Origin of the sequence: Methylobacterium sp. WL103 (assembly GCF_008039885.1) — a bacterium.
GTDB classification, from domain to species: Bacteria; Pseudomonadota; Alphaproteobacteria; order Rhizobiales; family Beijerinckiaceae; genus Methylobacterium; species Methylobacterium cerastii.
The window spans coordinates 1-1,825 of record NZ_VRUX01000735.1 but is presented as its reverse complement, the minus strand read 5'-3'; the positions used below and the strand labels follow the sequence as shown (position 1 = coordinate 1,825).

General features: G+C 71.8%; 2 protein-coding genes and 1 pseudogene. All 3 read left to right on the top strand.

The annotated features are described in order from the left end of the window. Positions 1–265, top strand: a pseudogene (locus FV222_RS24855) (flagellar assembly protein FliH); the annotation flags it as partial. Between the two features lie 17 nt (positions 266–282). Next, positions 283–621 carry a flagellar motor switch protein FliN gene (fliN, locus tag FV222_RS24850; RefSeq protein WP_147754029.1) on the top strand — a complete coding sequence of 113 codons (339 nt, stop codon included), beginning with the start codon at positions 283–285 and terminating at the stop codon, positions 619–621. A gap of 83 nt (positions 622–704) precedes the next feature. Continuing rightward, positions 705–1,825: sigma-54 dependent transcriptional regulator (locus tag FV222_RS24845; RefSeq protein WP_147815892.1), on the top strand; the 1,121-nt coding region annotated here is incomplete at its 3' end.

Genomic DNA, 1,825 nt, shown 5'->3' with positions numbered 1-1,825 from the left:
GGCGGCGCGCGCCGCCCTGCAGCACCTGCGCGGCGTGCCCCACCTCGTCGTGCGCGTCCACGACGGGCTGGTCGAGGAGGCCGAGAGCCTGATGAAGCGCTTGGCGCGCGAGCGCGGCTACGAGGGCCGCCTGGTGGTGCTGGGCGATCCCGACATGCCGTCGGGCGACGCCCGCATCGAGTGGGCCGACGGCGGGATCGTGCGCGAGCGCGCCCGCATCGAGGCCGCGGTGCTCGATGCCCTCGGCACGTCCGTCGAACCCTGAGCGATCGAAAGAACCCGATGTCCGACGATTTCAGCCTGCCGCAGCTCGGCGACCAGGACCCGTCCTTGGCGGGCGAGGAATCCATCCGCGACACGCCGACCACCCCGAAGAGCGCCTCCGACCTCGAACAGCTCTTCGACGTGCCGGTGATGGTCTCGGCGGTGCTCGGCGCCGTGCGGATGCCGATCGGCGACCTGCTGCGCCTCGCCCCCGGGGCGGTTCTCGAGCTCGACCGCAAGGTCGGCGAGGCGGTCGACATTTTCGTCAACAACCGCCTCGTCGCCCGCGGCGAGGTCGTCCTGGTCGAGGATCGCCTCGGCGTGACGATGACCGAGATCGTCAAGGGCGACCGCTGACCCCCTGAAATTCGCAGCCTGCGCCTCGCCCTCGACGGCGGAGCGGCCCGCGGCGCCACGACACCTGGAACGGAGACACCGCGATGCGGCTCTTGATCATCGGACGGCTCAACGGCGAGCTGATCACCGCCTCGAAGATCGCGATGAACCGCGGCGCGGCGGTGACGCAAGCCGACGGCGTGGCGCAGGGGATGAACGTCCTGCGCGCCAAGGGCGCCGACCTCGTCATGATCGACGTCGGGCTCTCGATCCGCGACCTCGTCGCGGCGCTCGCCGAGGAGCGCATCCGCACCCCCGTCGTCGCCTGCGGCGTCACCACGGACGCGAAGGCCGCCGTGGCCGCGATCCAGGCCGGCGCCAAGGAGTACATCCCCCTCCCCCCGGACCCGGACCTGATCGCCGCCGTGCTCGAGGCGGTCTCGGCGGACGGGCGCGCCTTCGTCTGGCGCGACGCGTCGATGGAGAAGGTGGTGCGCTTGGCCGAGCAGATCGCCCGCTCGGAGGCCTCGGTGCTGATCACCGGCGAGAGCGGCACCGGCAAGGAGGTGCTGGCGCGCCACGTCCACCAGAAGTCGGCGCGTGGAAACCGCCCGTTTGTCTCGGTCAACTGCGCCGCGATCCCCGAGGCGTTGCTCGAATCCGAGCTGTTCGGCCACGAGAAGGGCGCCTTCACCGGCGCCGTCGCCCGGCGCATCGGCCGGTTCGAGGAGGCCAACGGCGGCACGCTGCTGCTGGACGAAATCTCGGAGATGGACGTCCGCCTGCAATCCAAGCTGCTGCGGGCGCTGCAGGAGCGGGTGATCGACCGCGTCGGCGGCTCGGCCCCGGTCAAGGTCGACATCCGCGTGCTCGCCACCTCGAACCGCAACCTCGCCGAGGAGGTCCGCAAGGGCACGTTCCGCGAGGACCTGTTCTACCGCCTGAACGTGGTCCACCTTCGGCTGCCGCCCCTGCGCGAGCGCCCGGCCGACATCCTCGAACTCGCCGCGCACTTCGCCAAGAAGTACGCCGAGGTGAACGGCGTGCCGGTGCGGCCGCTCGGCCGCGCCGCCCAGGAGATGGTGGTCAAGAACCCGTGGCGCGGCAACGTGCGCGAGCTCGAGAACACCCTGCACCGGGCGGTGCTGCTCGCCTCCGGCCCGGAGATCGGCGCCGACGCGATCCTGACGCCGGAGGGCGATTCCATCGCCGCGCCCGTCGGCGC